Source organism: Novispirillum itersonii subsp. itersonii ATCC 12639, assembly GCF_000381985.1.
GTDB classification, from domain to species: Bacteria; Pseudomonadota; Alphaproteobacteria; order Rhodospirillales; family Rhodospirillaceae; genus Novispirillum; species Novispirillum itersonii.
This window is the reverse complement of record NZ_KB907337.1, coordinates 20568-42358: the sequence shown is the minus strand read 5'-3', so window position 1 is coordinate 42358 and position 21791 is coordinate 20568. Positions and strand designations below refer to the sequence as shown.

Annotated in this window: 22 protein-coding genes; 6 read left to right on the top strand and 16 right to left on the bottom strand. The window is 63.0% G+C overall.

Annotated elements, in window-relative coordinates:
* Positions 1-2: 2 nt before the first annotated feature.
* From G365_RS0100225 to G365_RS19665, 11 genes are all read right to left on the bottom strand, one after another.
* Positions 3-2000, bottom strand: coding sequence for an asparagine synthetase B family protein (locus tag G365_RS0100225; protein ID WP_019643482.1), 1998 nt, complete (start codon positions 1998-2000; stop codon positions 3-5).
* A gap of 34 nt (positions 2001-2034) precedes the next feature.
* Positions 2035-2184 (bottom strand): hypothetical protein, encoded by a 150-nt coding sequence (locus G365_RS23695; RefSeq protein WP_155976065.1) that lies wholly within the window; start codon positions 2182-2184, stop codon positions 2035-2037.
* Between the two features lie 145 nt (positions 2185-2329).
* The gene (locus G365_RS19680; RefSeq protein WP_019643480.1) at positions 2330-2863 is read right to left on the bottom strand and encodes a GNAT family N-acetyltransferase; all 534 of its coding nucleotides are present in this window, start codon (positions 2861-2863) and stop codon (positions 2330-2332) included.
* A complete protein-coding gene (locus G365_RS19675; protein ID WP_019643479.1) occupies positions 2863-3405 on the bottom strand; it encodes a phage tail protein in 543 nt (180 codons plus the stop codon). The genes G365_RS19680 and G365_RS19675 overlap by 1 nt, the downstream gene beginning before the upstream one ends.
* Before the next feature lie 14 nt (positions 3406-3419).
* Complete coding sequence (locus G365_RS23345; RefSeq protein WP_081628379.1) at positions 3420-4001, bottom strand: phage tail protein; 582 nt, start codon at positions 3999-4001, stop codon at positions 3420-3422.
* A 27-nt stretch (positions 4002-4028) separates the two neighbouring features.
* Positions 4029-4571 carry a phage tail protein gene (locus tag G365_RS0100205; protein ID WP_019643478.1) on the bottom strand — a complete coding sequence of 181 codons (543 nt, stop codon included), beginning with the start codon at positions 4569-4571 and terminating at the stop codon, positions 4029-4031.
* A 299-nt stretch (positions 4572-4870) separates the two neighbouring features.
* The gene (locus G365_RS0100200) at positions 4871-5422 is read right to left on the bottom strand and encodes a phage tail protein (RefSeq protein ID WP_019643477.1); all 552 of its coding nucleotides are present in this window, start codon (positions 5420-5422) and stop codon (positions 4871-4873) included.
* 21 nt (positions 5423-5443) lie between these two features.
* Positions 5444-6022, bottom strand: coding sequence for a phage tail protein (locus tag G365_RS0100195; protein WP_019643476.1), 579 nt, complete (start codon positions 6020-6022; stop codon positions 5444-5446).
* Positions 6023-6049: 27 nt separating this feature from the next.
* Positions 6050-6604 carry a phage tail protein gene (locus G365_RS0100190; protein ID WP_019643475.1) on the bottom strand — a complete coding sequence of 185 codons (555 nt, stop codon included), beginning with the start codon at positions 6602-6604 and terminating at the stop codon, positions 6050-6052.
* A 215-nt stretch (positions 6605-6819) separates the two neighbouring features.
* Positions 6820-7134 (bottom strand): DUF6916 family protein, encoded by a 315-nt coding sequence (locus tag G365_RS19670; protein WP_019643474.1) that lies wholly within the window; start codon positions 7132-7134, stop codon positions 6820-6822.
* A 392-nt stretch (positions 7135-7526) separates the two neighbouring features.
* Positions 7527-8720, bottom strand: coding sequence for a MalY/PatB family protein (locus G365_RS19665; protein WP_019643473.1), 1194 nt, complete (start codon positions 8718-8720; stop codon positions 7527-7529).
* A 218-nt stretch (positions 8721-8938) separates the two neighbouring features.
* Between G365_RS19665 and G365_RS0100175 the strand changes: the two genes are divergently transcribed.
* From G365_RS0100175 to G365_RS0100160, 4 genes are all read left to right on the top strand, one after another.
* The gene (locus G365_RS0100175; RefSeq protein ID WP_019643472.1) at positions 8939-9460 is read left to right on the top strand and encodes an RNA polymerase sigma factor; all 522 of its coding nucleotides are present in this window, start codon (positions 8939-8941) and stop codon (positions 9458-9460) included.
* Between the two features lie 101 nt (positions 9461-9561).
* Entirely contained in the window at positions 9562-10518 is a 957-nt protein-coding gene (locus G365_RS22515) for a FecR family protein (protein WP_169545004.1), read from the top strand.
* A gap of 116 nt (positions 10519-10634) precedes the next feature.
* Entirely contained in the window at positions 10635-12926 is a 2292-nt protein-coding gene (locus G365_RS0100165) for a TonB-dependent receptor (RefSeq protein WP_019643470.1), read from the top strand.
* A 401-nt stretch (positions 12927-13327) separates the two neighbouring features.
* Positions 13328-14875, top strand: a complete 1548-nt coding sequence (locus G365_RS0100160; protein WP_019643469.1) for a PepSY-associated TM helix domain-containing protein — start codon at positions 13328-13330, stop codon at positions 14873-14875.
* Between the two features lie 69 nt (positions 14876-14944).
* Here the strand turns inward: G365_RS0100160 and G365_RS19655 are convergent, their stop codons facing one another.
* Positions 14945-15910: an EamA family transporter gene (locus tag G365_RS19655; RefSeq protein ID WP_019643468.1), complete on the bottom strand. Its 966-nt coding sequence runs from the start codon at positions 15908-15910 to the stop codon at positions 14945-14947.
* 439 nt (positions 15911-16349) lie between these two features.
* On the opposite strand from G365_RS19655, the gene G365_RS0100150 reads away from it, so the two are divergent.
* Positions 16350-16895 (top strand): AAA family ATPase, encoded by a 546-nt coding sequence (locus G365_RS0100150; RefSeq protein ID WP_026344970.1) that lies wholly within the window; start codon positions 16350-16352, stop codon positions 16893-16895.
* A 274-nt stretch (positions 16896-17169) separates the two neighbouring features.
* Here the strand turns inward: G365_RS0100150 and G365_RS0100145 are convergent, their stop codons facing one another.
* Positions 17170-17694 (bottom strand): GNAT family N-acetyltransferase, encoded by a 525-nt coding sequence (locus tag G365_RS0100145; protein WP_019643466.1) that lies wholly within the window; start codon positions 17692-17694, stop codon positions 17170-17172.
* Positions 17694-19679 carry a DNA topoisomerase IV subunit B gene (gene parE, locus G365_RS0100140; protein WP_019643465.1) on the bottom strand — a complete coding sequence of 662 codons (1986 nt, stop codon included), beginning with the start codon at positions 19677-19679 and terminating at the stop codon, positions 17694-17696. The genes G365_RS0100145 and parE overlap by 1 nt, the downstream gene beginning before the upstream one ends.
* 397 nt (positions 19680-20076) lie before the next feature.
* On the opposite strand from parE, the gene G365_RS0100135 reads away from it, so the two are divergent.
* Positions 20077-20460: an acyl-CoA thioesterase gene (locus G365_RS0100135; RefSeq protein WP_019643464.1), complete on the top strand. Its 384-nt coding sequence runs from the start codon at positions 20077-20079 to the stop codon at positions 20458-20460.
* 19 nt (positions 20461-20479) lie between these two features.
* Here G365_RS0100135 and G365_RS0100130 read toward each other — a convergent pair whose 3' ends face one another.
* Positions 20480-21112: a LysE family translocator gene (locus G365_RS0100130; RefSeq protein ID WP_019643463.1), complete on the bottom strand. Its 633-nt coding sequence runs from the start codon at positions 21110-21112 to the stop codon at positions 20480-20482.
* Positions 21105-21776: a GntR family transcriptional regulator gene (locus G365_RS19650; RefSeq protein ID WP_019643462.1), complete on the bottom strand. Its 672-nt coding sequence runs from the start codon at positions 21774-21776 to the stop codon at positions 21105-21107. The genes G365_RS0100130 and G365_RS19650 overlap by 8 nt, the downstream gene beginning before the upstream one ends.
* Positions 21777-21791: the final 15 nt, after the last annotated feature.

The window sequence follows — 21791 nt, the reverse complement described above, 5'->3', positions numbered from 1 at the left end:
CGTCAGCCGCCCTCTTCCACCATACGGATAAAGCGGCCGACCGACAGGCCCCGCAGCAGGGCCAGACAGTACCCCATCGTCCCGTCGGAGCTTACCAGATACCGGATCGCCGCCGGATCAGCCGCAGCCCCCGGCGGTGGCAGACAGGCCATCATCCGCCGCAGCCGTGCAAGATCCAGCACCTGACGGGCCAGCGGCGACCCGTCCAGCCTGTCCAGCTCAGCCACGATCCCGGCCTGATGGGCGATCAGCCCTTCATACCAGTCTGCCGCCTGCAATCCCTGTATCCGGCGGGCCAGCAGCGCTTCCGGCAGCAGCCCGTCCATTGCATCCCGCAACAGGGATGCCTGCCGCCCGCCCTGAATGAACACGTCATCCGGGACGGTCAGGCAGAACTCCATCAGCCGCCGGTCAGAGGTCGGGTCACGGGTATCAATCCCGTGTTCGGCCAGCGTCGCATGGTGATACACCCCGGGGTCATTCTGCCGCAGGGCCCGGAAGCGCGCCGTCCAGCTATCGCGGAAAAATCCCTCGGCCGAGAGGGAACGTCCCCGGGCGGCGGCCAGACGCGGCAGATCAATCGCGGCGGCAAACTCCGGCGACAGGGCGCTATAGGCAAACACCGCATTCCGCCGCCGCAGCCGCCGCAGCCGCCGCAGCCGGTCGGGCAGATAGGGGCCGATGGTCAGGGCCGCCAGCCGCCGCCAGCCCACCCCTTCAGCCCGCATGCCAGCGGCCACAGCGGCCAGCGTGTGCCAGCGCCCCTGACGCAACAGGCGGGGCAGGCAGGCTGTGCCGCTGTAACTGGAGGTCAGGTTGCCCAGCGCCCCACTCAGCAGCACCGTAATCCCCTGACCGGCGGCATCGCGCTGAATGGCCTCCATCCACGCGATATTGGCAGCATTGCGGAACGGCATTTCCAGATGGGGCAGCTTGCGGTCCAGACAGTCCAGCAGGCTGACCGGGCCGGGGCGGACGATGTGATGCCGGACATTTGCGTACCGGCGGGCAACCTCAGCCGCCATCACCGATTCATCAACGACAGTGGCGGGGGAATAAGCCCCGCTGAACCCCTGCCGGGGCGCCCCGGTAAACGCCGTCAGCCCCCCTCCGGCCCCCGCCAGAGCTGTCGCCGCCAGCGCGGTGACCGAGCTGCTGTCAAACCCGGCGCTGAGATAGCTGCCGATCTCGGTCCCCGGCAGAGCCCGCAGACGCGCCCCCACCGCCCCGGCATACAGACGGCGGAATTCTTCGAGATAAGCGTGGTAATCCCCCCTGTGGGAAGCGGGGCGGGAAGCGGGGCGGGAACCGGGCCGGGCCGGGCCGGGCCAATACCGGACCATCCGGTGATGATCGCCCCGGACCAGAAGATAATGGCCGGGCGGAACGCGCGACAGATCCCGGTACAGGGTTTTGGTATCAACCTGCGGGACAAGGGCCAGATAGCAGCCGACTTCCAGCGGATCCAGCGCCCGGGAGACACCATCAGCCGCGAACAGACCTTTCGGCATCGACGCAAAGGCAAACAGGCCGGGCCGGTGGGTGAAAAACAGCGGGCGGCTACCGATCGCATCGCGGGCCAGCAGCAGGTGCTGCGCCTGCCGGTCCCACAGGGCAAAGGCAAAGTCGCCGGTCAGCCGGTCGACACAGTCCGGCCCCCAGCGATGGTAAGCGGCAAGGATCAGGGCAGCATCAGACCGGCCTTCGGCCTCTCTGACCGTCCAGCCAAGCCCGGCGGCCAGCTCCGCCGTATTGTCGATACGGGCATCGGCAACAACACAAACAGACCGCTGATCATCCCACAGGGGCTGGCGGTCTGCTGTGTCTGTCACGGTAGTATGAGACATCCGGCAGGTCAGGGCCAGCCCGGCGTCTTTGATCTCGCAGGAGCCCTCTCCGTCACGGCCATAGGGGGCAAGAGCAGCCCCCATGCGCGTGATCTGGCGGGAAACATCTGCCCCCCCGCCATCATGCTGCCAGATCCCGGCAATGGCGGTCATTCAGCGCGTCCCGCGTCCTCCCCCGCCCGTCGGATCAGGATGCCCCGTCAGGAAATTCCCCGTCGTTAAAGGGCTTGTTAGCCTCTGCGGCCGTGCCGGTGCTGACATCCAGACGCTGCAGCACCGGGGTCTGCCATTCCGCCTTGGGCTGCCGGTCGGCAGGGAGAGTTACGCTATCCATCATCAACCTCATCGGAACTGCACGGGATCAGGACTGTATGGGCCACCGTTCCGGTTGTTACACCGCTAAGATGAGCCTGTCAGAAAGATTAAACCGAATATGGCAAAGGAAAAGCCGAACCGTCAACACAAATACCACCGCAGATACACTAAACACTTTCAATGCAGTCAGCATCCCAGAGATACCCGTCATGCGTTGCCCCCGGCGCGGTCAGGCGGAACCCGAGGCGGCGGTACAGGTCTGCCGCCGCGCGATTGCCATGCTGGACATGCAGTGACACCGGCTTTCCGTCCGCCCTCGCCCGCTCCTGCACGGCGGTCAGGATACGGGTGCCGATCCCCCGCCCCCGGGCTGATGGCAACAGCGCGATATCAATCAGATGAATCACCGGGCCGGACAGATCAATGTACAGCCGCCCGACCGGCTCGCGCCGCAGCTCCGTCACCAGAAAACAGGCGGTGGGATAACGATGGGTATAATCCTGATGCTGCGCCTCAAACTGGCTGCGGCAGAAATCGCGCAGCATGGCCTCCGGCCAGTTCAGGGCGGCAAGCTCCCTGTCCCGGCTGGAACGGTAAAGACGGCGCAGAAACGGCAGGTCCGCCGACCGCGCCGGGCGCAATGCCACACCCGGCACGGTCAGGGATACAGCACAGGGCGATGCGGCAGGAAACACCGTCATTAACCCGGAAATGGCGGGTATATGCCCTGATGGGCAATCATAGGCGTCAGAGCGAGATAAGGCTGACGGTTTTCATGCGCTTTCGGCTTCTCAGAGTAAGCGTTCCCCAACGATGACTTATGGAGGTTGGTATTCATTTTATTTTTCGGCGCGGCCCAGAACTGTGGCGGGGCAACACTCGCCAGCATACTGCCCGCCGTGGCCGTCCCTGTCGTTGACGGCGTCCCGGCGAAATACACCTTATGATCGTGGACGGGCGCATGAAATTCCGTGTCAAGAAGGACCTCATCTTCGCCCTTAGCCATTCCCAACCTCCACTGAATGTACCCATCAGGAACCTGCCCTATCCCCACCGGCACGGTACCAGTCAGGTTCGGGATCCGAAAGGTTTTAACACCATCCCCACCGTATTTGTTACCGATCAAGCTATAAAGGGCAGGATATTCATTAACAGAAAACTCAGACCCAGAGCAAATAAGCCAACCAACGATTGCCCTCGAAAAAGGAAAATAGGTGATCTGACCAATAAATGGTTCACTCATAATATTTACCCCCCTCAATATCTATTTTGAACTGGATACTCTCCAGCGAAGCAAATTATGTATTTCAACCCAAGGCTATTCATAATATTTGGATGAGGCCGCCCCACCCCGGCGTAAGAAAGCACATCATCATTGAACACCCCTATCCGTGGAAGCGGCTTCGGAACCGGACTGACATACCGCTTATAGGCGGGGTCCTGGCTGCTGCCGAAGAGCACCCCCGTACCGGGGGTCTGAGTGGTGTTTTCCTGTGTTGTGGCATAAAAGGTGTGGCTATGCGGGGGGATCATTTCCGTCGTCAGCGCCACACTTTCACTGCCGCCCTTCTCCCCGACACTCCGTGAGGTCAAGGTCCCGGGGCTATTTGTATTCGGCGCAGCCTGCCCCGTTCCCCGACCGACCAGCACCCGGCCATTAAAATCAGGGAGTCCAAAAGTCGACTTACCATCACCACTATAGGTTACGCCAACCAAAGAAAAAAGAGCCTGATACGCCGAAATATAAACAACTTCGCCATTGCAATTCAGCCATCCGTCCGGCGGATCTGACCGGACATAAGGGACAAGGCGAATTTCACCTATAAAAGCATCGGCCATGACATACACTCCTTCTATGCAGCCGTATTACTGAAATTCGGGAAAAATGCCGGTCAGCGCGATCGCCGTATTTACAACCAAAAATGGCTGCATATTGGGGTGTGCCTTACCCTCCCCGACGCTCGAGACCGTCTCAGCACTCAGCGGCACCACCGAATTAGTCCCAGACGGCGCGGCGTACATCGGTGTGGGGATCGATCCGGCAATAGTATTCTTGGCTGTCGTCGCCGGAATATTGTCCGCCGCACTGACACTGCCAGCAACGGTGGACGCCATGACACCATGATTGTGCGCAGGCAGCTGTGCCGCGGTCAGCGTCACCTCCTCTACCCCACCATATTCGCCAAGATGATAAGAAGATCCCCATTGATTAGCCCCGACAACAACCCGGCCCCGCAGGTCCGGCAACCTGAAAGTTGTGCTCCCATCCCCCCCAAAGCGCGTGCCGATCAGGGCATAAAGAGCCTGATTCTGACGGACCGGCAGCGTAGCCCCATCACAGAAGGCATAGCCTTTGGGCGCGAAAGGAAACGCCGCAAATATAATCTGTCCTAAATAGAGTTCCGACATAATATTAACTCCCCTCAAGATCAAAGTGATAAATGTTTTAATTTAAAAATTAAAAATAAAACTGAGCAAAACAATAATAAAATTATCATTATTTATATTTTATTATTTTCACAATAGTTTTTTAAATAAAATAATAGACACAAACTTACACCATAATCTTCTCCTTCCATTCAGGGCAGCACCAGACATCATGGGGCGGAACAACGCCTGACATGATCCTGATGCTGCGCCTGAAACCGGCTGCGGCAGGACTTCCGCCGCAGAGCGGCCTATCCGGAAAAACAGGTGTTTTCAGCCCGTCAGGAATTCAGGTCGGGGTATTCCCCATCCCAGGCAATGCAGGGATTGAGAACAACAAAGGGCTGCCGGTTTTCGTGCGCAGCCACGCCCCCAGAAGTAGAATACGCCGCCCCCAGAGTTGCCGGGTGCAGGGTGGTATTGGCCGCCGTATTGGTCGCCCAGAACTGGGCCGGGGCGATGTTCGACAGCATCGCATTCGCCACCGGCGTCCCGGTGGTGGAGGTCGTACCGGCGAACGAAACCGTATGATTATGGCTCGGCAGGTAGCCGGTGTTGCTCAGGATAACCGCGTCCATCCCGTGGACGCTGCCCAGGGTCCAGTTCAGCACACTGCCGGGGGCAGAGGCGAGACCAAGGCCAACGGGCACCCGTCCCCGAAGATCAGGCACCTTGAAGGTGGTCTTGGCATCCCCGCCGTACACAGTGCCAATCAGGCTGTATAACGCCGGATAGTGCTGGATGTTATACGTGGTGCTATCGCACGGAAGCCACCCCTCAGGGGTCCACGGAAAGCTGAAATAGCATATCTGGCCGATAAAAGGTGTGCTCATGATTATCTCTCCCCTTGATCCTTAAGGCCGCATCGGAAACAGGCCGGCAGTGACGCAGATGGCGTACCGCAGCCCCATACCGGCCATCAGGTTGCTGTGAGACGCATTGCCGCCGGCAGAGGACACCGTGTTCTCATTCAGCGTGCCGATCCGCGGGGCCGGATTGGGAACCGGCGACACATAGCGCTTGAAGGTGGGGGCGGTATCGCTGCCGAAAAACAGCCCGGGGCCGGGAATGTCCGTCGTGTTCGGCTTGGTCGAGGCCGAAAAGGTATGATCATGCGGCGGGATCATTGCCGTTGTCAGAACAACACCTTCGCTGCCACCGGTCTGCCCCGGATTCCGCGGGGTCAACGGCGATGGCGTGGTGGACTTGGGATCAACTGCCCCCGTCCCCTGGTCAACCAGCACGCGGCCATTCAGGTTCGGCAGCGCAAACTGCGTGATGCCATCCCCGCCATAGATGGTCCCGATCACGGCAAACAGGGCCTGATAGTCTGACATGTTCAGAAGTGCGCCGTTGCAGAACATCCATCCCTGCGGAGGGGTGTTTTTAAAATAAGGGAACAGGCGGATTTCACCGATATAAGCGTCACTCATGATGTTTTCTCCTTCTGCACCATCAGTTTAAGGACGCATCGGGTAGATGCCGGTCGTCGCTATGACGGCGGTCGCCACCAGAAACGGCTGCATGTTGGGATGCGCCTGCCCGGCGCCGACGTCAGACACCGTTCTGGCATCAAGCGGCACAAGGTCAGTCGGGACAGACGCCAGCCCATACATGTTGGTCGCGGTCGAACCGGTGATGGCGGGGTTTACCGCCGTCTTGGACGGAAGATTGTTACTGGCACTGATGTTGCCCGGCACTGTACTGGCGGTGACCATATGGTTATGGGCGGGCAGCTGTGCCGCCGTCAGTGTCACGGCTTCTGCCCCGCCATAGGTCCCGGCCTGGTAAGAGGCACCGGAAACCTGCGATACCCCAGCCCCGACAGCGACACGGCCACGCAGGTCAGGCAGCCTGAAATTATTCGTAGCGGTCGAGCCATAAAGGGTGGTGATCAGGGAAAAAAGGGCCTGATTCTGCTGGATCGTCATCAGCGATCCATCACAGAAGGCGTAGCCCTGAGGGGCATACGGAAATCCCCCGAACATAATCTGCCCTACATAGGGTTCTGACATGGGACCCTCCTTAGTCCTTGTTCCATCCGGCCTGATCCCAGATGGAAAAGTTGACAGTCCGGCTGGCAACACCTGCCCGCCGGGCATGCGGAAGCGCTTTCAGCCGGGGCAGAATGCTGCCCTTGCCGACCCGGAACGCTCCAACTCTCTGAAAAAAGGCCCTGTTCCCTGACGGACCGGCACCCGGCCCTGATGACAGGGGCCTCAGTCAAACATCAGTCGAACACGGCGTGGTAAATGATGCCCTCGGCATCCGCGCCCACCGCCGTGACAAAAATATCCATCGGATCGAAGTTGGTTGTCGCCATCTGATACAACCCCTGCGGCAGGATTATTTTCCGCGCACACCGAAAAACAAGTGTGAAGGGATTCTCACGGAACAGACCTTTATTAATCCTTCGCCTTACAGAGACCTGAATAAGTTTAAATTCAGCCTGTATATCGGCTTTCATCCCTGTAAAGACAGAATTAACAAAGGGCTCGAAGTGAGAATGATTAACCCCCTGCATTTTAAAATCCTCCGCGATCACTGATTTAATCCTGAAGGTAGATGTAAGAAAGACGGTTGATCAATGGTTCCATATTTCCGTCAATCACAGTCCCCCAGCATCCTCCCCCACCAGACCGGAGCGCAGATGCCCGGCCACAGCCCACGACCCCAAAAGCAGCAATTTCTAAAAAATAATCTCAAAAAGTGTATATCACATAAAATAGTCTTTTTGGTTTTGAAATTCTTCTTCCACAAACATTTAAGAGCAAAATTGGCACGACACCGCGCAGCCACGGGTTTTTCCCGGCTCTGGCAAATGTGCCTGTACAGCAACAAAAAAGCAGGCCTACACGGCCTGCTTCCCTGAAACACCCCCTGTCAGGCAGAGTCCGCCTGATAAAAGATGATTATTTTCAATATATTGAGAGAGACTCAGCCCTTCGGAAAGGCTTTTTCCAGCCGCCGCACCGCCTCTTCGACCACACTGCGCGGGCAGCCGAGATTAACGCGGACAAATCCATGCGCATCGCTGCCGAATTTCGGCCCCCGGTCCAGCCACAGCCCGGCCCGGAACAGCGCCGCATCCAGATCCGTGACCGACAGGCCGGTGCCCCGGCAATCGACCCACGCCAGATACAGCGAGTCCATCGGCAGCACCCGCACCCCGGCGCAGCGGCTGTTGACCGCGTCAGCAAAAAACGCCTGATTGCCCCGCACATAAGCCAGCATCGCATCGGCCCACTCTTCCCCGCCGGTGTAAGCGGCGGCTGTGGCGACCATGCCCATCTGGCTGGGCGAGGTGGTGGTGTTGCGGTCCAGCGTGCGCCGGATCTCGCGGCGCACCAGCGGGTCGCTGATAATCATCGTGCCACACTGCAACCCGGCAAGGTTGAAGGTCTTGCTGGCCGAGGTGCAGGTGACGCTGTTGGCGGCAAAGCGCGGATCAAGCGCGGCAAAGGGGATATGCTTCAGCCCGTCACCCAGCACAAAATCGGCGTGGATTTCGTCAGAGATGACAAACACCCCATGCCGCAGGCAGATTTCGCCCATCGCCCGCAGGTCGCTTTCTGACCAGACGTTGCCGGTGGGGTTATGCGGGTGCGACAGAATGAAGAGCCGGGTTTCCGGGCGGATCGCCTGCTCAAACGCCACCGGATCAAAGCGGTAGCGGTCGCCGTCCAGCGTCAGCGGTGCCTGCACCACCGTGCGCCCGTTGATCACCGGGTCAGCGTGGAAGTGGTGGTACACCGGAGTCTGGATCAGCACGCTGTCACCCGGGCGGGTCATGGTCTGGATCGTCAGCTTCAGGGCTGCCACCACACTGGCCACCGGCATCACCCAGTCCGCCGCCACCTGCCAGCCAAAGCGCCGGGCCTGCCAGCCGGTGACGGCGGCGACATAGGCCGGGTCAGCCCCGTTGGCATAGCCGAAAATCCCGTGATCAACCTGCCCCTGCAGGGCGTCGATGATCGCCGGGGCAACCCGGAAATCCATATCCGCCACCCACATCGGCAGAATGTCATCGGCAGACACACCGGCCGGAAGCAGCCCGGCGGGCACCGTCCACTTCATGGAATTGCTGTTGCGGCGGTCAACAACGGTCTCGAAATCAAAGGCGGCGGTCATGATCCGGTGATACCCCGTGCGCTGTGGCGGTCAAAAGCGGTGAACAGGCCGATGCTATCCCCCCGGCGGTGGGCGACGGAAACGAATTTCCGGCACAGGGCCTGTGAGAAAAAGTTGAAAATCAGAGCATTCGCACAAACGCCCTTTTGCCTTATTGCAAATAATTATCACTTACCGTAGAGAGGGGCCTTCCGCCACCGTCCCGAAGGGTCCGTTTGATGGCCGCCTCCGACCGGGCCCCGGCAGACCGCGCATCGCTGCTGGGGCTGCTGATCAGACATTACGACGACCTGACCCGCCGCCTGACCCGGCGGATGGGCTCGCCCGCCGCCGCACAGGATGTTGTGCAGGATACCTATATGCGGGTCAGCAGCCTGACCAACGTGCCGGATCTGGATAACCCCCGCGCCTATCTGTACCGCGTGGCCGGGAACATCGCGCTGGACCACCTGCGGGCAGAAAGCCGCGAGGCCCGCCGCCACCTGCCCGCCGAAGCGCTGGACGGCCAGCCGTCAGACCACCCCGGCGCCGACGCCGTGGCTGAGCAGCGCCAGCGTCTGGCCCGCCTGAACGCAGCCATCAACGATCTGCCGGAGCGCTGCCGCGCGGTGTTTCTGCTGCACAAAATCGACGGCCTCAGCCATGCCGAAATCGCCCGGCGGCTGGGCATCTCGCGCAGCGCGGTGGAAAAGCACATTATCCGCGCCCTCGCCCATTGCCGTGACCGGCTGGTCGATTAAAATGCACGGCAGGGTGAGGATGATGGCCGCCTTGATCGTCTATATACACGGGGGGCGGGAAAATGCCCCCGGCAGATGCCGCAGCAAAGGGGGCAGACACCGTGTCTGACCGGTCGCAGTTTTCAGATGTCTCCGATGCCCGCGAAACGGCCCTGCGCTGGTTCGTCCGCCTGCACTCAGGGGACGCCACCCGGGATGACCATGCCGCCTTTGCCGTCTGGGCCGCCGCCACGCCGGAGAACCGGCAGGAATACGACCGCCTCGGCCGGCTGTGGAACGACCTTGACCACCTGCCCGACCCCCGCCCGGCGCAGCGGCAGCAGGCCCGCGCCCGCACCCGCAGGCTGGCCGGGGTGGCGCTCTGTACCGCCCTGACCGCCGTTGCGGCGGTGCTGCTGACCGGCCCGTTCGGCCCGCTGCCGCTGGGGGATGGGGTCGGCTATGCCGCCGCCACCGGGCAGGTGCGCCGGGTTGATCTGGCCGACGGATCGCACCTGATGCTGGATGCCGGAAGCCGCGTGGTGGTGACGTTTTCTGAACACCGCCGCCATGTTGATCTGCAGTCGGGCCGGGTACAGGCCGTTGTCGCCGCCGATCCGGCCCGGCCCTTTGACGTTACCGCCGGGCCGGTCACCGCCCGCGCTTTGGGCACCGCCTATACCGTGGAGCAGCGCCACCACGAAGCCAGCATCGCGGTGCAGGAAAGCACGGTGGACGTGCGCCGCGACGGCCAGCCGCCGCAGCGGGTGACACAGGGCCAGCGGCTGGTGCTGACCGAGACGGGCGACGCCGTACTCGGCCGGGCCTCGCTGGCGGATACCGCATGGCAGAGCGGGCATATGGTGTTTGAGGATGTCGCCTTACAGGATGTGGTGGCAGAACTGAACCGCTGGCGGCCCGGCACGGTGCTGTTGCTGGGGGCCGGTCTGGCCGCCCGCCGGGTCAGCGGGGTGTTTGACACCGCCAGCCCCGACGCGGTGCTGACCGCCCTGACAGCCACCCTGCACCTGCGGGAGACCCGTCTGCCCGGCGGCGTGGTGCTGCTGCGGCAGGGGTAAAACTTTTTTTCAGAAAAATCACGGTCAGGGGGTGAGGATCTTTGCCGCTGGCATCGTCATGACAACAACGCATTGCGAATGCGTACCGTTATCATCATGAGCCAAGGAAGCCCGCCGTGCCCGTTTCGCCGGATTGCCGCCCCGCCGCCCGCCATATCATCCGCCCCCGCAGCCGGTACGGTGCCGCCACCGCCATTGCGCTGGTCCTGTCGGCCCCTGTCATGGCGCAGGCCCAACAGCCGCAGGCGTCGCAGGCCCAGACCCAGGCCCAGCCAAACACCGTCGCCTTTTCCATCCCCGCCGGACCGCTGGCAGCGGGCCTGACTGCCTTTGGCGTACAAAGCGGGCTGCAGGTGCTGTATGCCGCCGACCTGACCCGCGACCGCACCGCCCCGGCGGTGTCCGGCAGCCTGTCGCCCGATGCGGCGCTGCAGGCCCTGCTGGCGGGCAGCGGCCTGACCTTCCAGTATACCGGCCCGGCCACCATCACCCTGTTGCAGGCCCCGGCGGCGGTGCCCGGTGCGATCAGCCTGTCACCGCTGGCGGTACAGGGCCAGCATGACCGCTACAGCGGCTGGCCGGAAGCCAGCCGCACCACCGTCACCCCCGAGGATCTGGAGCGGAAAAACCCCGGCGACGTCCGCCGCGTCTTTGCCGGAGAAACCGCGGTCCGGGTCGGTGGATCAATCCCGATGAGCGAGAAGGTCTACGTCCACGGCGTGGAAGAAACCAATCTGGCCGTCAGCATCGACGGCAGCCGCCAGAACAACAAGGTGTTCCACCACAACGGCACCACCCTGATTGACCCGTCCTACCTGAAGGTGGCGCGGGTGGATTCCGGCGTTGCCCCTGCCGACGCCGGGCCGGGGGCACTGGCCGGGGCCATCGCCTATGAAACCAAGGATGCCCGCGATTTTCTCGATGCCAACGGCGTCGGCGGCATGGTGAAAACCAGCTACAACACCAACGGTAATGTCTCGACCAACAATGCCGGTGTCTATGCCCGGCAGGACTGGGCCGACGTGATGGCCAGCGCCACCTACGCCAAAGGCGGCAAGTTTAAGGACGGTCACGGCGACAAAGTGCGCGGCAGCGCCACAGACATGCAGAGCGGCCTTGGCAAGCTGGGCCTGCAGGCTGACAGCGGCGACCGTGTCGAGGTCAGCGCTGAGCGGGTGCGCGACAGCAGCAACCGCCCGTACCGTGGCAATATCGGCAACATCACCGGCCGCCCGGCGTGGGAGCCGAAAGAACGCCAGTACACGCTGGAACGGGACAACCTGACCCTGTCCTATTCCGACGCCACCCCGACCGACCTGTGGAACCCCAAGGTGGTGATGGCCCGCAGCGGCACCAATGTGACCCTGCCGATTGTCACCTCCTCCACCTCTTACACCGGCGAAGGGGAAACCACGTCGCTGAACGGTAAGGCGGAAAACACCTTCACCTTCGCCATCGGCACCGTGACGCTGGGCACCGACTTCTACCGTGATCGCGCCGGGTATCAGGACCGCACGATGGCGGCGAAGGAAAAAGCCGACAACACCGGCCTGTATGCGCAGGCCCGCCTGAATCCGGTTGATCCGCTGCACCTGTCCTTCGGGGTGCGCAACGACTGGCAGACCTTTACCGGCACCACCGGGCAGGAATGGGAACAGTCCGGCGCCAGCCCCAATGTCTCCGGCGAGCTGGACGTGGTGCCCGGCCTGCTGAAGGCCAAGGCCGGATATGCCCATGTGTGGTCCGGCGTGCCGCTGGCCGAAAACTTTATCATGAACCCGGCCTGGACCTATGCCACCGCCCCCCGGGCGGTACAGTCTGACAACGTCACCGCCGGGCTGGAGCTGACCCACAGCGGCTTTACCGTCGACTGGCAGGTGTTCCAGACCAAAATGGATGACGTGCGCGCCGCCAAGTTCAGCGCCGCCAGCTCGACCCTGACCCGCGATGTGCTGTCGCAGGGCTATGAGGCCGGGGTCCGGTACGCCTGGGATAACGGCTTCGCCCGCATCGCCTATGCCGATACCGACGTGACCATCGACGGCCAGCCGGCGGATTCCGACACCGGCACCTACATCGCCACCCCGATGGGCAAGGTGATCTCGCTGGCGGCGGAACACGTCTTCCGCGATGCCGGGATCACCGTCGGCGGTGATGTCGATATCGTGCGCGACAACAACAAGGCCGCCCCCGGCAATCAGCCGCTGAAGGGGTACGAGGTCTTCAATCTCTACGCCGCCTATCAGTTGCCCGGCAGCCTGAGCAACGTCAGCCTGCGGGCCGATGTGCTGAACCTGTTTGACGCCGTTTATGCCGACCGCGCCACCTATGGGCAGGAATTCAGCACCGTCACCCCGCTGTATCAGCCCGGCCGCTCGTTCCTGCTGACCGCCACCGCGACGTTCTGAAGGTACGGCTGCGCGGTGTTCTTTGTTGGGTCCCTTGTTTGTTCGGTCCCTCACACGCCGGGCGCGGGCGTCCGCCCGCTTGGCTTACGTGCCCACGCGGGCACGGGGCCTCAATGGCCCAGTCAGCCCGGCAGGGCCGGGCTTCCCTTTGTTCGGTCCCTCAAGCGCCGGGCGGGCGCGTCCGCGCCCTTGGCTTACGTGCCCACGCGGGCACGGGGCCTCAATGGCCCAGTCAGCCCGGCAGGGCCGGGCTTCCGTTTGTTCGGTCCCTCAGGCGCCGGGCGCGGGCGTCCGCCCGCTTGGCTTACGTGCCCACGCGGGCACGGGGCCGCAATGGCCCAGTCAGCCCGGCAGGGCCGGACTTCCCTTTGTTTGGTCCCTCTCCATAGATGTAAGGCCTGATGTCACACCCCCCAAAACGCCGTATCCCGTGGTTTACCCTGCATCGCTGGCTGGCGGTGCCGGTGTGGCTGCTGCTGACCCTGATCTGCGTCACCGGAACGGTGCTGACCATCGCCTTTGAAATACAGGGCCTGTGGGACCCTGCCGTTCTGGCCACCGCACCGCAGGCCATCGCCGGTCCCGCCGCCGAACAGTCGCTGAACGCGGTTCTCGCGGCGGCGGCAGCGGCAACGCCGGACGGGATTGTCACCGCCCTCGGGCGGCGCGATCTGCATCTGGCGTACGAAGCCACGCTGGCCCTGCCCGATGCCCCGCAGGCCCGCGCCTTCATCAACCCCTTCACCGCCGCCGTGCAGGGGATCACCCTTGGCCCCGGCTTTACCGGCACCCTGCTGGCCCTGCATGGCTGGCTGCTGTTTCCCGGTGATTACACCACCCTCGGCTGGTACGGGGTGACAGCGCTGGCGGTGCCGATGCTGGGGGCCACCGTCACCGGGCTGTTTGTGTACCGCCGCTTCTGGACGGCGCTGGTCAGGCCGCGGATCCGCCTGACCGCCGGGGCGCGGGTGTTCTGGGGGGATCTGCACCGCGTCGGCGGGGTATGGGGGCTGTGGTTCGCGCTGCTGATGGCCATCACCGGCCTGTGGTTTCTGACCGCCGCCGTGCTGGCGGGCAATGGTGTGCGCATCTTTCCGCCCCCCAAGCCGGTCGCCACCCGCGACGCGCCGGAGACCCTGCCCGATGTTGATGCCGCTCTGGCGGCGGTGCAGGCCGTGGCCCCGGGGTTCCGGCTGCACTATCTGACCCTGCCGACCCAGCCGGGGCAGGCGCTGGTGCTGTTCGGCGACCGGGGCACCGCCCTGACCGGAAAATACGGCCACCGCTTTTATCTGCACCCGCAAACGCTGGACATCACCGCCGCCATCACCCCGCAGGAGATGACCGCGCTGCAGACCACCGCCCGCGCCATGGGCAGTCTGCACTTTGGCAATTTCGGCGGGCCGCTGACCAAAACCATCTGGACCCTTGGCGGCGTGATGCTGTCCACCTGTCTGATCGGCGGCGGCATCGTCTGGCTGCACCGCACCGCCAAAACCACAAAACCCGGCAAAACCACAAAACCCGGCAAAACCACAAAACCCGGATCAGGAAAAACCGCGTTCCGGCGGCGACTGCCGGGGTTTCTGCCGCTGGCGGTTCTGGCCGTGCCGCTGCTGACCATCGGCAGTTATGCCAGTGGCCGCGCCGATGCGGTGCCGCACGGCAGGCCCCTGCCCGCGCAGCCGCTGGGGCCCCACAGCGCCACCCTGTGGCTGGAGGAAGAGCCCGACGGCACCACCGGCGCGGTGGTGATCCTGTCGCCTGAAGCCGCCAGAACCGCCCGCCGGGTCACCGTGCAGCGCGACGGTGGCAAGGCCGTGCCCCTGCGCGGCACCCCATACCGCCTGCGCGGCGAGATGCGGCCCGCCGCAGGCAGCGGCGCGGTGACGGTGACACTGGAAACCCGCGACGGCAGCCGCTTCAGCACCATCTGGGCAGCGGAATAACTCGGCTGGGCAGCAGAATAACCTGGCTGGGCAGCAGAATAACCCGGCTGGGCAGCGGAATAACCCGGCTTACGCCGCGTCCCGCAGGGGTTCTTCCTCCGGCGTGTCCTCCGGCAGGTCGGCGCGCTCCGGCGGGGTCGGCGGGGTCGGCTCGCCGAACGTGGTGCCGAGCGAGGCCAGCACCACCAGCCCGATCCCGGCGCAGGAAACCAGCGACAGCGCCTCGCCCAGCAGCAGGAACCCCATCGCCGCGCCGACCGCCGGTTCGCAGCTGGTCAGCACGCTGAAGCTGCGGGCGGGCAGCCGCCGCAGGGCAAACATTTCCAGCGTGAACGGCACCGCGGACGACAGCACCGCCACCGCCACAGCCAGCGCCGCCACATGCCACAGGGGGTCTCCCCCCGGCCCGGACCCGGTCGGCAGCACCAGCAGCAGCGGGGCAACCGCCAGCGCCGCACAGATCATCCCCACCGCCGGGGCCCGCCCGCCGTGATCAGCCCCGGCCCGCTGGCCCAGCACGATATAGGCCCCCCAGCATACCCCGGCGCCCAGCGCCATCAGCATGCCGACGGGGTCAAGGCCGGTGGCTTCCACCCCGTTATGGCTGCTGCCGCTGGGCAGCAGCAGGGCCAGCCCGACCAGCGCCAGCCCGATCCAGACGAAATGCGAGCGGCGGCGCGACGACAGCACCGCCACCGTCAGCGGCCCGGTGAATTCAATCGCCAGCGCGATACCCAGCGGAATCCGCTCGATCGCCATATACAGCAGCAGGTTCATAAACCCCATCGACAGGCCGTACAGCACGCCGGAGCGGATGGAGCGCCGGGTCAGCGGCGTGCGCCACACCCGCAGCACCACGCCAAGAATCAGCGCCGCCAGCCCCAGCCGCAGCATCGTGGTGCCGACCGGGCCGACCAGCGGAAACAGCGCTTTGGCAAACGACGCCCCGGCGGTGATCGACACCATCGCCGACAGCAGGGCAACCATCGGGGCCAGACGCGACCCGGCAGCAGGGGCAACAACAGGGGCAGACATGACAGCGACACCGGCAGAGAGAGGGCAAAACGGCGGCGACTGTAGCCGGTTCCGGCGGTTTAGACAAAGACCAAGCCGGTATGGGGGCCAGACAGGAGCAAGGATTATAGGGATTTCGCCTGACCGAAAAATATCTTAGAAAATTAAAGAACAGACCTATCCTAAATTGTCCTCCGGACATCTTTCAGGACCAACCGCATGCGATCATACATCCCGATGGTCCCCAGAGGCGGCAATCGGTATGTCGCTGCAATGCTGACATCCCCACGCACCGGAATGAAAGCTGAAGCGCAGGCTTACGCACACTCAATCTAAAAATATCTTAGCCTTTACAATATGTTCTTTGCATCAAATCAGGCTCTTCACTTTCACCCGGCAAGTCCAGCTTAGCGAAACAGGGCAAGTACGGAAAACGCGCTCTGAAATCAAGGAACTGATCATGCTCAAATGTAAAGGCGAAGTCCTCATTTTAACCGGGCCACCGGGGTCCGGAAAAACGACGATCGCAGCAGCACTTGCTCAGATGGCGGGGTCGGCGAAGGTCCATCTCCACTCTGACGACTTCTGGCATTTCATTAAGAACGGCGCCATCGCGCCCTACCTGCCAGAAGCCGACACTCAGAACCGGGTGGTGATGGATGCGCTTTCCCGAGCCACATCCTCCTATGCCAAAGGTGGGTATTTCGTCATTCTCGACGGGATTATCGGGCCATGGTTCCTGTCGGTGTTCGAAAGCCTGACGGTTCCCGTCCATTACATAGTTCTTCGGCCACCGTTACGCGTGGCTATCGACCGCTGTCAGCGGCGGGGTGGCGATACGCTAACCGACCCACAGGCAATTACCGCACTGCATCAACAATTCAAAAATATTGAACCATTGGAAGCGCACGTTCTGGAAATTTCCGAAAGCGACAGCCCCGATTATTTGATCAAAAAAATCACATCAATGACCATGAGTCAAAAATACATCCTGAACCTGAAATAAAAGTATTAACTCACAGAATTACATTTAATTATTATTTTTACAATACAATAAATTGAAAACATCCGGAAAGCGTGCTTTCTCTATCTATCATCAAGGTGATATGGCACTCTTTCGGGCCTTCGGAAGTCAATTCCGCTTAGAATAAAATCTGAGCCCCACACTAAAAAGTGAACATATCATCACATAAAATATCAATAGAAAAAAACAAATAGACATTTACATAAACAAATCGATTTATATTGATATAAATCATCAACATACAGCCTGCTTCCCCTCAGGCGTAAAACGCCACTGGCGGCTTGCCGGGGAAAACCTCCCGCAGGCCCTGACAGGTCAGGCCGAGTTTCTGCAAAATCCGCTCCGACCCGATATTGCCGGGCGAGACGATGCCGACGATGCGCGGCAGGCCAAGCACCATCAGCCCCAGATCACGGCAGGCCACCGCTGCCTCGCTGGTGTAGCCCTGCCCTTCGTATTCCGCCAGCAGGGCGTAGCCGATTTCCACGTCTTCCATGCCGTTACGGCGCAGCAGGCCGCAAATGCCGACCGGCACGCCGTCGCTTTTGCGGTCCACCCGCCACATCCCGAAGCCATGCACGGCGTAAGAGTCCAGCGGGCCGGTGCGCAGGTGGGTCACCGCATCGTCCAGCGTGCGCACGCCCTTATCGCCGATATTGGCGAGAAAGCCCGGCTCATTCAGCAGCCGCAGCATAAAGGCGGCATCGCCCGTGGTCAGGCGGCGCAGGCGCAGGCGGGCGGTCTCGGTGATCAGCAGGCCTTCCGGCGCCCCGTCCGGCATCAGATGTCCAGATCCTTCACAAACTGGGCGTGGGCCTGAATATACTGGAAGCGCAGCTCCGCCTTACGGCCCATCAGCTGCTCCACCAGACTGGCGGTGGCGTGGTATTCCTCCACCTCTTCCTCGGTGCGGCGGTTGGGCAGCATCACCCGCAGCAGCGTGCGGGTTGCCGGGTTCATGGTGGTTTCCTTCAGCTGGGCCGGGGGCATTTCCCCCAGACCTTTAAAGCGGCTGACATCAACCTTGCCGCGCCCGCTGAACTCGGTGCGCATCAGCTGGTCTTTATGGGCGTCGTCGCGGGCGTACTGGCTTTTGCCGCCCTGCACCAGCCGGTACAGCGGCGGCATTGCCAGATACAGCCGCCCGGCTTCGATCAGCGGCTGCATTTCGCGGTAGAAGAAGGTCATCAGCAGACTGGCGATGTGGGCCCCGTCAACATCGGCGTCGGTCATGATGATGATTTTTTCGTAACGCAGCTTATCCAGCTCGAAGTGATCGCGCACGCCGCAGCCCAGCGCCTCGACCAGATCTTTCAGCTCCTGATTGGCGCGCAGCTTGTCATCGGAGGCTGAGGCGACGTTAAGGATCTTGCCGCGCAGGGGCAGAATGGCCTGCGTCTCGCGGCTGCGGGCCTGCTTGGCCGAACCACCGGCGGAATCCCCTTCGACGATGAACAGCTCGGTGCCGTCAGCGATGGAGCGCGAGCAGTCGGCCAGCTTGCCGGGCAGACGCAGCCGCTTGGTGGCGGTCTTGCGCGACAGGTCTTTGCTCTGCTTGCGGCGCAGGCGCTCATCCATGCGCTCAATCAGATGGCCGAGCAGCACATTGGCCGCATCCGGTGCCCCGGTCAGCCAGTGGTCGAAGTGATCGCGCACCGCCTGTTCCACCAGCCGGGTGGCCTCGGCACTGGCCAGTTTTTCCTTGGTCTGGCCCTGAAACTGCGGCTCGCGGATAAACAGCGACAGCATGATGCAGGCGCCGCCGGTGACATCTTCCGCCGTCAGGCCCGATGCCTTTTTATTGTTCACCAGATCGGCGTAGGCGCGGATGCTTTTGGTCAGGGCGTTGCGCAGGCCCTGTTCATGGGTGCCGCCTTCCGGGGTCGGCACGGTGTTGACGTAGGAAGAGAAGAACGCCTCCTGATCCTCCGGCCAGCACACCGCCCATTCCACGCTGCCCATGTCGTCGGCCAGCGCCCCCGACCCGGCATAAACGCTGGAGACCGTCGCCCGGTCCTTCAGGATGGTGGCGAGAAAATCCTCCAGCCCGTTGGGGAAGTGCAGCTCATCCTGCGCCGGGATCCCGTCCAGACCATCCAGCAGCACCGGGTCGCACGACCAGCGGATCTTCACCCCCCGGAACAGATACGCCTTGGAGCGCGCCATGCGGTACAGGGTGGCAGGCTTGAAGCGGGCGCGGGGGCCGAAAATCTCGGGGTCCGGGCGGAAGCGCACCAGCGTGCCGCGCCGGTTATGGACCGCGCCAAGGTTTTCCAGCCCGCCCTGCGGCAGCCCGCGGGAAAAGCTCTGGCGGTACAGGGTGCGCTCGCGGGCGACCTCCACCACCATGCTTTCCGACAGCGCATTCACCACCGAGGAGCCGACGCCGTGCAGGCCGCCCGACACCTTATAGGCATCGCCGCCGAACTTGCCGCCGGAATGCAGGGTGGTCAGAATCACTTCCAGCGCCGACTTGTCGGGATACTTGGGATGCGGGTCAACCGGAATGCCGCGCCCGTTGTCGCGGATGGAGACCGACCCGTCCACATGCAGGTCAAGGTCAATGAACGAGGCATGGCCCGCCACCGCCTCATCCATGGCGTTATCCAGAATTTCCGCCACCAGATGGTGCAGTGCCTTTTCATCGGTGCCGCCGATGTACATGCCGGGGCGCTTGCGCACCGGCTCCAGCCCTTCGAGGACCTCGATATCCTTGGCGGTATAGCCGGTGGACTTGGGGGCGAGATTTTCGAACAGATCGGACATGGACGGGGGAACACTCGCTGCTTCAGGACGGAAAACACAGGGCGGGCACAGTACCGGCCCGACAGGATAAGACCACAGGAAACCGCATGGCACCTATCGGAAAACCCGGTCTGGGCAACCCGCCGTCAGGGATACTATATCAGTCGGACTGAGAAAACAGCGGAATCCCCGCCTGTCCCCCGGGGCTTTTTCGGCCCTGCCTGTTAAGATTTCTGGTCCGATCCCGCCGCCGATGACATATTCTGACCCCCGTATTGATCCCGCTGCGCCGGGCTGCTATCCCCGGCCCGACTGTGCCCTGCCCCGGCCCGCCGGTTCATCCCTGACAGCCGGTGTAACCCTGACCGCCAGTTCATCCCTGACCACCAGTTCATCCCTGACCAGAGGACTCCCCCTGATGAGCAGTGACAGCCCCGGCCCTTCCGGCGAAATCTCGATCCGTACTCTGGCGATGCCCGCCGACACCAACCCGTCGGGCGATATCTTCGGCGGCTGGCTGATGGCCCAGATGGATATCGCCGGGGGCACCTTTGCCCGCTTCAAGGCCAAAGGCCGTGTCGCCACGGTGGCGGTGGATGGCTTTACCTTCCACAAGCCGGTGCTGGTCGGTGACGAGCTGACCTGTTACTGCCGCGAAGCCCGGCGGGGCCGCACCTCGATCGCGGTGCATGTCGAGGCCTGGGTGCGGCGCGGTGACAGCGATATTCACGAAAAAGTCACCGAAGGGCTGTTCACCTTCGTCGCCATCGACGAAAACCGCAAATCGCGGGTGATCGGGTAAGGGCCCTCAGGCGGGCCCTTTACCGGTCCTGCACCGCCAGCCGCAGGCCCAGCGCAATCAGCAGGCCGCCCAGAGTCCGGTCCAGCCACAGGCCGATCTTCGGGCTGGCCCGCAGCCGCGCGGTCAGCAGCCCCCCGGCCAGAATCAGCGGCGGCTCCACCACGGCAGCCGCCGCGATCACCAGCACCCCGTGCAGCATCAGCTGCGCCCACAGCGGCCCGGCCCCCGGCACCACAAACTGCGGCAGAAAGGCCAGAAAAAACACGGCCACCTTGGGGTTCAGCAGCGACACCACAATACCCTGCCGGTATACCGCCCCCAGCCGGGCCGGGGGCGCGGCATCGACCGTCAGCCCCCCGCCGGAAGACCGCAGCGCCTTGATCCCCAGCCAGATCAGATAAGCCGCCCCGGCCCATTTGACGGCAGCAAACGCCACCGCCGAGGCCGCCAGCACCGCCGACAGCCCGGCGGCGGCCATCAGCACATGGCCGAAAGCGCCGGTCCAGATCCCCGCCAGTGCGGAAAACCCGGCAGACCGGCCACCGCGCACCGTCTGCCCCAGAATAAAGGCCATATCCGGCCCCGGCGACAGGTTCAGCAGCAGGGCGGCGGACAGAAAAGCCCCCCAGTGCAGCAATGAATACTCAAACATGGCCCAGATCCTCTGCCACTTGATTTCCTGACCCCTGACTTCCCGCTCCCGGATCCTCAGGGGACAGCCCCAGCAGAAAGCGCCGCGCCGCATCCAGATGCTGTTCCAGCGCCGCCACCGCGTCTTCTGCCCGCCCGGCGACCGCCGCCCGCGCCATCGCCGCGTGATGGGCCAGCCAGTCCGGCGTTGCCTGCGTCAGCGTATCATAGCTGGGCACATGCACCAGACACAGGCGGCGCAGTTCCTCCGCCATCGCCAGCTGGCGCGGGCGGCTGGCCGGGGCATAAAGGGTGCGGTGGAAAAACCAGTCGCCGTCGGCCCAGCCGGGGCGGCCGGCCTCAAGGTCTGACTTGCGCAGGGCGTAATCAACCTCTGCCGCATAGTCCGGCCCCGCCGCCCGCACCGCCCGCCGCAGCAGGTCACCTTCCAGCAGAATCCGCAGATCGTAAACCTCTGTCAGCTCTGCCGCAGACAGGCGGATCACCTGCGCCCCCTTGCCGGGGATCACCGTCACCAGCCGGTCATGGGCCAGTTGCTGAAACGCATCCCGCACCGGAATACGGCTGACGCCGTACCGTTCCGCCGTTTCTGTCTGCGACAGCAGGGTGCCGGGGGGCAGCCGCCCGGCCAGAATTTCCTGCCGCAGAAGATCCGCCAAAGACATCTTGCCCTCCGACCC

Bases quoted from the DNA above. Each gene is read 5' to 3' on its own strand.
- G365_RS0100225 (WP_019643482.1), bottom strand. From the start codon at position 2,000: ATGACCGCCATTGCCGGGATCTGGCAGCATGATGGCGGGGGGGCAGAT.
- G365_RS23695 (WP_155976065.1), bottom strand. From the start codon at position 2,184: ATGATGGATAGCGTAACTCTCCCTGCCGACCGGCAGCCCAAGGCGGAA.
- G365_RS19680 (WP_019643480.1), bottom strand. From the start codon at position 2,863: ATGACGGTGTTTCCTGCCGCATCGCCCTGTGCTGTATCCCTGACCGTG.
- G365_RS19675 (WP_019643479.1), bottom strand. From the start codon at position 3,405: ATGAGTGAACCATTTATTGGTCAGATCACCTATTTTCCTTTTTCGAGG.
- G365_RS23345 (WP_081628379.1), bottom strand. From the start codon at position 4,001: ATGGCCGATGCTTTTATAGGTGAAATTCGCCTTGTCCCTTATGTCCGG.
- G365_RS0100205 (WP_019643478.1), bottom strand. From the start codon at position 4,571: ATGTCGGAACTCTATTTAGGACAGATTATATTTGCGGCGTTTCCTTTC.
- G365_RS0100200 (WP_019643477.1), bottom strand. From the start codon at position 5,422: ATGAGCACACCTTTTATCGGCCAGATATGCTATTTCAGCTTTCCGTGG.
- G365_RS0100195 (WP_019643476.1), bottom strand. From the start codon at position 6,022: ATGAGTGACGCTTATATCGGTGAAATCCGCCTGTTCCCTTATTTTAAA.
- G365_RS0100190 (WP_019643475.1), bottom strand. From the start codon at position 6,604: ATGTCAGAACCCTATGTAGGGCAGATTATGTTCGGGGGATTTCCGTAT.
- G365_RS19665 (WP_019643473.1), bottom strand. From the start codon at position 8,720: ATGACCGCCGCCTTTGATTTCGAGACCGTTGTTGACCGCCGCAACAGC.
- G365_RS0100175 (WP_019643472.1), top strand. From the start codon at position 8,939: ATGGCCGCCTCCGACCGGGCCCCGGCAGACCGCGCATCGCTGCTGGGG.
- G365_RS0100160 (WP_019643469.1), top strand. From the start codon at position 13,328: ATGTCACACCCCCCAAAACGCCGTATCCCGTGGTTTACCCTGCATCGC.
- G365_RS19655 (WP_019643468.1), bottom strand. From the start codon at position 15,910: ATGTCTGCCCCTGTTGTTGCCCCTGCTGCCGGGTCGCGTCTGGCCCCG.
- G365_RS0100150 (WP_026344970.1), top strand. From the start codon at position 16,350: ATGCTCAAATGTAAAGGCGAAGTCCTCATTTTAACCGGGCCACCGGGG.
- G365_RS0100145 (WP_019643466.1), bottom strand. From the start codon at position 17,694: ATGCCGGACGGGGCGCCGGAAGGCCTGCTGATCACCGAGACCGCCCGC.
- parE (WP_019643465.1), bottom strand. From the start codon at position 19,679: ATGTCCGATCTGTTCGAAAATCTCGCCCCCAAGTCCACCGGCTATACC.
- G365_RS0100135 (WP_019643464.1), top strand. From the start codon at position 20,077: ATGAGCAGTGACAGCCCCGGCCCTTCCGGCGAAATCTCGATCCGTACT.
- G365_RS0100130 (WP_019643463.1), bottom strand. From the start codon at position 21,112: ATGTTTGAGTATTCATTGCTGCACTGGGGGGCTTTTCTGTCCGCCGCC.
- G365_RS19650 (WP_019643462.1), bottom strand. From the start codon at position 21,776: ATGTCTTTGGCGGATCTTCTGCGGCAGGAAATTCTGGCCGGGCGGCTG.